Origin of the sequence: Crenobacter oryzisoli, from assembly GCF_030385785.1 — a bacterium.
Classification (GTDB): Bacteria; Pseudomonadota; Gammaproteobacteria; order Burkholderiales; family Chromobacteriaceae; genus Crenobacter_A; species Crenobacter_A oryzisoli.
The window spans coordinates 78,858-86,060 of the sequence record NZ_JAUEDK010000017.1 but is presented as its reverse complement, the minus strand read 5'-3'; the positions used below and the strand labels follow the sequence as shown (position 1 = coordinate 86,060).

At 60.5% G+C, this 7,203-nt stretch carries 7 protein-coding genes; 4 read left to right on the top strand and 3 right to left on the bottom strand.

Annotation, left to right across the window (positions count from 1 at the left end):
• Nucleotides 1–643: IS4 family transposase (locus QU481_RS11205; protein WP_289830075.1), on the bottom strand; the 643-nt coding region annotated here is incomplete at its 3' end.
• A 327-nt stretch (nucleotides 644–970) separates the two neighbouring features.
• Here QU481_RS11205 and QU481_RS11200 point away from each other — a divergent pair.
• A complete protein-coding gene (locus QU481_RS11200; RefSeq protein ID WP_289830074.1) occupies nucleotides 971–1,456 on the top strand; it encodes a YajQ family cyclic di-GMP-binding protein in 486 nt (161 codons plus the stop codon).
• Nucleotides 1,457–1,582: 126 nt separating this feature from the next.
• Here QU481_RS11200 and QU481_RS11195 read toward each other — a convergent pair whose 3' ends face one another.
• Both QU481_RS11195 and QU481_RS11190 read right to left on the bottom strand, forming a co-directional pair.
• A complete protein-coding gene (locus tag QU481_RS11195; RefSeq protein WP_289830072.1) occupies nucleotides 1,583–3,070 on the bottom strand; it encodes an aldehyde dehydrogenase in 1,488 nt (495 codons plus the stop codon).
• 52 nt (nucleotides 3,071–3,122) lie between these two features.
• On the bottom strand, nucleotides 3,123–3,668 hold the full coding sequence (locus tag QU481_RS11190) for a cupin domain-containing protein (RefSeq protein WP_346432430.1): 546 nt from the start codon (nucleotides 3,666–3,668) through the stop codon (nucleotides 3,123–3,125).
• Nucleotides 3,669–3,880: 212 nt separating this feature from the next.
• On the opposite strand from QU481_RS11190, the gene ald reads away from it, so the two are divergent.
• From ald to QU481_RS11175, 3 genes are all read left to right on the top strand, one after another.
• Nucleotides 3,881–5,005: an alanine dehydrogenase gene (ald, locus tag QU481_RS11185; RefSeq protein ID WP_289830070.1), complete on the top strand. Its 1,125-nt coding sequence runs from the start codon at nucleotides 3,881–3,883 to the stop codon at nucleotides 5,003–5,005.
• A 19-nt stretch (nucleotides 5,006–5,024) separates the two neighbouring features.
• Nucleotides 5,025–5,780: a gamma-glutamyl-gamma-aminobutyrate hydrolase family protein gene (locus QU481_RS11180; protein ID WP_289830068.1), complete on the top strand. Its 756-nt coding sequence runs from the start codon at nucleotides 5,025–5,027 to the stop codon at nucleotides 5,778–5,780.
• Between the two features lie 68 nt (nucleotides 5,781–5,848).
• Nucleotides 5,849–7,183 (top strand): glutamine synthetase family protein, encoded by a 1,335-nt coding sequence (locus QU481_RS11175; protein ID WP_289830066.1) that lies wholly within the window; start codon nucleotides 5,849–5,851, stop codon nucleotides 7,181–7,183.
• Nucleotides 7,184–7,203: the final 20 nt, after the last annotated feature.

Below are 7,203 nucleotides of genomic sequence, written 5' to 3'. Positions count from 1 at the left end.
CCTGTAGCAGCAGTTCGGCACTGAGGAAGCCCTTGTCGAACACCGTGAGCGAATGGTCAGGGATCGCCTGGAGCAGGTCACGGGCATAGCGCATTTCATTCTTGGCGTATTCGCCAAAGACAGCCTCCCGCACCAGATGCGTCGCCAGCGAAGTCAACGTCAGCAGCCGCAACTGCGGATAGCTGGCGGCTACGCCGGAGGCATAAGCCTGTGCTCCGAAGTGCTGACGATTCTCTGGGGTATCCGAGGTACGCAGCGTACTGCCATCAATCGCGTAGCGGGCCAATCCGCGCCAGCTCCTTCCCCGCTGATGCCGCTCATCCCAAGCCAGCGCGCTGAGCCCGAAGAGTTGGGCCAACGGTTCCTCGCCGAGGCGCTGCCGCGCCTGGGTCAAGGCGCTCTTGGCAATCTCTGGATTGACCTCGTCAGGCAGCACCAGATCGAGATGAGCGACGACCTCCGGGATGGACTGATGCCGGTCCATCGCCAACGCAATGACCAGCCAGACGGCCTGTTCGGCCGGCAATTTACGCCGCCGCACGCTGGCTTTGCCGGTCACTGCAAGTGCGTGGGCGATCCATGCGGGGTCAATTTGCTGAGAAAGTGCAGAGAAATCAGGGTGTTTATGAGCCTTGCTTACCATCTTGACCAACGTGAGGGAGTCAACCTGGCCGGAATATGAGCAAGATTCGCACCATGAAAAATGCCGTTCACTTGCTTAAGTGAACGGCATTACGGCGACAGCCGGGTTTTTTACTGCAGCGTATGTAGAGCCACCTTGCCGTACTACCTGTACTGTCTGCGGCAACGCGCCTAGCCGGAAATAGCTTCTCTGGGATGTGCTGCGGCTCACTCCACGCCCCTTCGCTAACGGGCAGGACGAATTGCTGTCAGTCGTGAAGCTTTATAGAATAAGGCTTTCCGCACCATCCGGTGCCCATGAAGATCAAGCAACAAGGAATCATAGAAAATGCCGAGTTTCGATATCGTGTCCGAGGTGAATCAGGTTGAAGTGCGCAACGCGGTCGACCAGGCCAACAAGGAAGTGTCCACCCGTTACGATTTCAAAGGCTCGGATGCCCGCATCGAAGTGGCCGAGAAGACGCTGACGCTGTTTGCCGATGCTGAGTTCCAGCTCGATCAGGTCAAGGAGATCCTCCTTGGCAAGCTGTCGAAGCGTGGAGTGGACATCCGCTGCCTTGAGTACGGCAAGCTGGAGAAGGTTAGCGGCAACAAGGTGAAGCAGGTAATTACGGTGCGCGTTGGCATCGAGACCGAGATGGCGAAACGCTTGGTCAAGCTGATCAAGGATTCCAAGCTCAAGGTGCAGGCGAGCATCCAGGGTGACGCCGTGCGCGTGTCGGGAGCCAAGCGTGACGTGCTGCAGGATTGTATTGCGCTGATGCGCAAGGAAGTCACTGATTTCCCTCTGCAGTACAACAACTTCCGCGACTGAGTCGTGGTGATCCCCAGGAACGGGCCGTATGGCCCGTTTTTTATGTGACGGGCCGGCAAAGGTTGGCCAAATAGCATAAGAAAACGGGGTGCCGTGGCGCCCCGTTGTCCTCGTGTTGGCCGTCGATTACAGCTTGATCAGCGTGCTCTTCAGCTCGGTATATTTTTCCAGCGCGTGCAGTGACTTGTCGCGGCCGTTGCCCGACTGCTTGAAGCCCCCGAACGGGAAGTTCATGTCACCTCCCTCGTCGTAGCAGTTCACCCACACCGTCCCGGCGCGCAGTCGGCGTGCCACCTGGTGGGCTGTGCTGACATTGCTGGTCCACACAGCAGCTGCCAAGCCATAGTCAGTGTCGTTGGCGATGCGGATCGCTTCTTCCACGTCGCTGAACGTGATCACCGACAGCACAGGGCCGAAGATTTCCTCGCGGGCGATCGTCGCGTTGGCATCGACCTCGAAGGCAGTCGGTTGAATGAACAGCCCCTTGCCAGCCACCTGGGTCGCCGAGCCGCCGCAGACAAGCCCGCCACCCTCGGTCTGGCCCTTGTCGATGTAGCCCAGGACCTTGTCGTACTGGATCTGGTCGACAATGGCTCCCATGCTGGTGGCAGGGTCGAGTGGATCGGCCGGCTGGTAGCCATGGGCGGCCTTTTTGAATTCCTCGATGAAACGTTCCTTGATGTCCTTGTGCACCAGTACACGCGAACCGGCGGTACACATCTCGCCCATGTTGTAGAAGATCGCGCCGGCTGCGGTGCGAGCTGCCTTGGCAAGATCGGTGCAGTCCGGCAGGACGATGTTTGGCGACTTGCCCCCCAGCTCCAGCCACACCCGCTTCAAGTTAGACTGGGCCGCGTAGCCGGCAATCAGCTTGCCCACGCCGGTCGAGCCGGTGAAGGCGACGCAGTCGATGTCGTTGTGCAGCGCCAGGAGTTTGCCCACTTCACCGGCGCCAGGCAGCACCTGGAAGATTCCGTCTGGAATGCCAGCTTCCTTCGCCAGTGCCGCCAAGCGAATCGCGGTCAGCGGGGATTTCTCCGATGGCTTCAGGATCAGCGCATTGCCGGCAGCCAGCGCCGGGCCGAATTTCCAGCTCGCCATCAGGATGGGGAAGTTCCACGGCACCACCGCCGCCACCACGCCGATCGGTTCGCGGGTCACCAGGCCCACCAGTTTCGGGTCGACCGGCGCCACTTCACCGCCGACCTTGTCTATCGCTTCGGCGAACCATTCCACGCAGTATGCTGCACCCGGCACGTCGACGGAGGTGGTGTCGCCGATCGGCTTGCCGACGTCGAGCGTTTCCAGCAGGGCGAGTTCGTCACCGTGCTCGCGGATCAAGGCGGCGAAGCGCTTGAGGATACGGCCACGCGCCAGCGGGGCGAGATTCGACCAGGCTCCGGATTCGAAAGCGCGACGGGCAGCCTTTACCGCCCATTCCACCTCGGCTTCGCCGCACAGAGCGATCTGGGCCAGCTTATCGGCGGTGGCCGGGTTGATGCAGTCGAAGGTGCGACCATCCCCGGCCATAACGTACTCGCCGTCGATGAAGGCGCGGCCTTCGATGGTAAGTTGGCCGGCAAGCTGTTTCCACTCGGCATGACTGCGTGCCATGGGGTTCTCCTTTGGGTAGTAGGTTCGGCCACCCTGCGTGGGATGGCCGTGCTTAGAATGTTGGTGGCGAGCTGGCGCTGACGATCTCGCAGACACTGTCGCCGATGTTGCGGAATCGATGCGGCAGTTTGCTGTCGAAGTAGTACGAGTCGCCGGGGCCCAGCACGCGGGTTTCGTTGTTGACGGTGACTTCTATTTCGCCGGTGATCACCACGCCGCCTTCCTGGCCTTCGTGAAACAGCATGTCCGGCCCGGTGTCAGCCCCCGGCTCGTAGCGTTCGCGCAGGATGGCGATGTCACGGCGCTCATGTGCGGTGCCAACCAGCAACAGCTGTATCTGCTCGTTACCGAGGTTGGGCAACTCGTCTGCCTGATAGAAGGCGCGCTGCTGCTGGGGCTCGACATCGAAAGTAAAGAACTCGGCCAGCGTCATCGGCAGGCCCTCTAAGACTTTCTTCAGCGAGCTGACCGACGGGCTCACCCGGTTCTGCTCGATGAGCGAGATGGTTCCGTTAGTCACCCCAGCCCGTTTAGCCAGCTCGCGCTGGGACAAGCCGAAGCGGTCCCGAACCATCCTGAGTCGTGCACCGACGTCCATTGTTGCCATATCCGATCGTTGTTAAGAATATTAAACCACAAGTGATGAGGATTTTGACCACCCTTCGCCGCACATGCTGCGCTGCAAAATTAAAATTTCTTTGCTTCACGGGGATTTTATAGTCAAAATCAGATGAGGGTCACAAGCGAAATGTGCAGTTTTTTAAACGACACGTCGCTCGATGTACCACTACATACCCAGAGGAGACGGTTATGTTAATCGGCGTACCGAAGGAGATCAAAAATCATGAATACCGGGTAGGGTTGACCCCGTCCGGTGTGCGTGAGCTGGTTGCACGTGGTCACAAGGTGTTGGTGCAGACCCAGGCGGGTTTGTCCATCGGTTTTGCCGACGAGCAGTATCTGCAGGCGGGCGCCGCGATCGCTTCGAGCGCCGAGGATCTGTTCGAACGCGCCGAAATGATCATCAAGGTCAAGGAGCCGCAGCCGGTCGAATGCCGGATGCTGCGTCCAGGCCAGCTTCTCTTTACTTACCTGCACCTTGCTCCCGATCCGGAGCAAACCAAGCTACTGATCGAATCTGACGCGATCGCGATCGCCTACGAGACCGTAACCGATGAGCGGGGTGGTCTGCCGCTGCTGGCGCCGATGTCCGAAGTGGCTGGGCGCATGGCGATTCAGGCCGGCGCGCATGCCCTGGAAAAGGCTCAGGGCGGTCGCGGCGTGCTGCTCGGCGGCGTGCCGGGTGTGCTGCCGGCGCATGTTGCGGTGATCGGAGGCGGCGTAGTCGGCATCAATGCCGCGCGAATGGCGCTGGGCCTGGGCGCCGACGTCACGATTCTCGATAAATCGTTGCCGCGCCTCAGAGAGATAGACCTCATGTTCGGCGGTCGGATCAAAACGCAAGTGTCGAGCGCCGCCAATATCGACGACATCCTACGCATCGCCGATCTGGTTGTCGGTGCGGTACTCATTCCCGGTGCCGCAGCGCCGAAGCTCGTCACCCGCGCCATGCTCAAAGCAATGAGGCCTGGCGCGGTGCTGGTCGATGTCGCCATCGACCAGGGCGGATGTTTCGAGACCAGCCGACCGACGACGCACCAGGACCCAACCTATGTGGTCGACGGCATCGTCCACTATTGCGTGGCCAATATGCCCGGTGGCGTAGCACGTACCTCCACCCTGGCGCTCGCCAATGCCACCCTGCCTTATATGCTGGAACTGGCCGACAAGGGATGGCAGCGCGCATTGCTCGACAACGGCCATCTGCGCAACGGTCTGAATATCTGCCGGGGCAAGGTGACCTACCCAGCGGTTGCCCAGGCGCTCGGCTACCCCTTTGTTGACCCTATCGAAGCGATCAAGGCTTCGTCCTAACCTGTACGCGAGAGAGATCATGCAGCGCCCCATCATCGGCATTCCCTGTGACATCAAAACGGTTGGCAAACTGCCGTTCCACGCGGTCGGCGAGAAGTACATCAAGGCGGCGGTCGGCGGAGCTGGCGGCGTTGCGCTGCTAATCCCGGCACTGGGCGACGAGTCGCCGATCGAGGACATCCTCGAAATTGTCGACGGCATCTTGCTGCCTGGCTCTCTGTCCAACGTCGAACCGCATCGCTACGGTGGTGCGGCCAGCCGACCGGGCACTTTGCACGACCCGGCGCGCGATGCCACTACCTTGCCGCTGATTATGCAGTTGGTGGAAGCAGGGGTACCACTTCTGGGTATCTGTCGAGGCTTCCAGGAGATTAATGTCGCATTCGGCGGCGAGTTGTTCCAGCACGTGCAGGAAGAGGAGGGCAAGCGCGATCACCGCGAGCCAGAGGTCGACGACGTCGAGGCGATGTACGCGCCTGCCCATGCGGTCAGGTTGACTGAAGGCAGCTTGATGAAGCGCTGGCTGGGCCAGGAAGAAGTTATGGTCAACTCGCTGCACCAGCAGGGCATCAAGCGTCTTGCTGGCGCACTGGAGGCCGAGGCGGTGGCCGACGATGGCCTGGTCGAGGCCTATCGGGTACGTGATGCCAAGAACTTTGCCTTCGCGGTGCAGTGGCACCCCGAGTGGAAATACGAAAGCAACCCTGTATCGCAAGCGATTTTCAGCGCGTTCGGTGACGCTTGCCGAGCACGCCGTGCCCGCCGCGACCGTTAAGTCGGCTCGCAGCGAGGCACACGGCAGAGCCGGACGACTACCGGCCGGAAATAGAGGAAAACCTTGTTATGAACAACGAAATCTTTGAATGGCTGCGTGAGCATCGCATTACCGAGGTGGAGTGTATCCTGCCCGATATGACCGGGGTGGCCCGTGGCAAGATCATCCCCAAGGACAAGTTTGTGTCCGAGCCGGAAATGCGTCTTCCGGAAGCGGTGCTGATTCAGACGGTGACCGGCGACTACCCGGACGACAGTATGCTCGATCTGACCGACCCGGACATGGTGCTGCAACCGGACCCGAACACGCTGCGCTTCGTGCCGTGGGCGGTTGACCCGACCGCGCAGCTGATCTTCGATTGCTTCCGCGCCAATGGGCAGGCGGTCGAAACCGCACCGCGCAATGTGTTGCGTCGCGTGCTGGCCCTGTATGAGGAAAAGGGCTGGGAGCCGGTGATCGCACCAGAGATGGAGTTCTACCTGCTGTCGCCCAACCCGGATCCGGACATCCCACTGGCTCCGCCGATCGGGCGTACCGGCCGCGCCGAATTCGGCCGTCGTTCGTATGCGATCGACGCAGTGAACGAGTTCGACCCGCTGTTCGAAGACATCTACGACTACTGTCACGCACAGAACCTGGAAGTGGACACGCTGATCCATGAGATCGGCACCGCGCAGATGGAGATCAACTTCCTGCACGGTAATCCGATGGATCTGGCCGACCAGGTATTCCTGTTCAAGCGCACTGTACGCGAGGCGGCGTTCCGCCACAATATGTACGCCACCTTCATGGCCAAGCCGATGGAAGGCGAACCGGGTAGCGCGATGCATATGCACCAGAGCGTGATCGACCACAAGACCGGCAAAAACATCTTCAGCAACGAAGATGGCACGCCGTCCGAGCACTTCTTCCACTACATCGGCGGCCTGCAGAAATACCTGCCGAGCGCGATGCCGTTCTTCGCCCCGTATGTGAACTCGTACCGTCGCCTGACCCGCTATACCGCGGCGCCGACCAATATCGAATGGGGCTACGACAACCGTACCGTCGGTCTGCGCGTGCCGCATTCGTCGCCGGCTGGCCGTCGCGTGGAAAACCGCGTGCCGGGCGTGGACGTGAACCCGTATATCGCCATGGCCGCCACGCTGGCCTGCGGTTATCTGGGCATGGCCAATCAGATCGGCTGCTCGGAGCCGATGCAGACCAATGCCTATGAGCTGCCGTACCAGTTCCCGTCGACCGCCGAAGAGGCACTGGACAAGCTGCGTACCTGCCCGGAGTTGGCCGAAGTGATGGGGTCGCGTTTTGTCGAGATGTACCTCGGCGTGAAAGAGAAGGAAAACGCCGAGTACTTCCGCGTGATCAGCCCGTGGGAGCGCAAGTTCCTGCTGCTGCACGTCTAAGCGTTAACGCCCGACATAGA

Bases quoted from the DNA above. Each gene is read 5' to 3' on its own strand.
- QU481_RS11200 (WP_289830074.1), top strand. From the start codon at position 971: ATGCCGAGTTTCGATATCGTGTCCGAGGTGAATCAGGTTGAAGTGCGC.
- QU481_RS11195 (WP_289830072.1), bottom strand. From the start codon at position 3,070: ATGGCACGCAGTCATGCCGAGTGGAAACAGCTTGCCGGCCAACTTACC.
- QU481_RS11190 (WP_346432430.1), bottom strand. From the start codon at position 3,668: ATGGACGTCGGTGCACGACTCAGGATGGTTCGGGACCGCTTCGGCTTG.
- ald (WP_289830070.1), top strand. From the start codon at position 3,881: ATGTTAATCGGCGTACCGAAGGAGATCAAAAATCATGAATACCGGGTA.
- QU481_RS11180 (WP_289830068.1), top strand. From the start codon at position 5,025: ATGCAGCGCCCCATCATCGGCATTCCCTGTGACATCAAAACGGTTGGC.
- QU481_RS11175 (WP_289830066.1), top strand. From the start codon at position 5,849: ATGAACAACGAAATCTTTGAATGGCTGCGTGAGCATCGCATTACCGAG.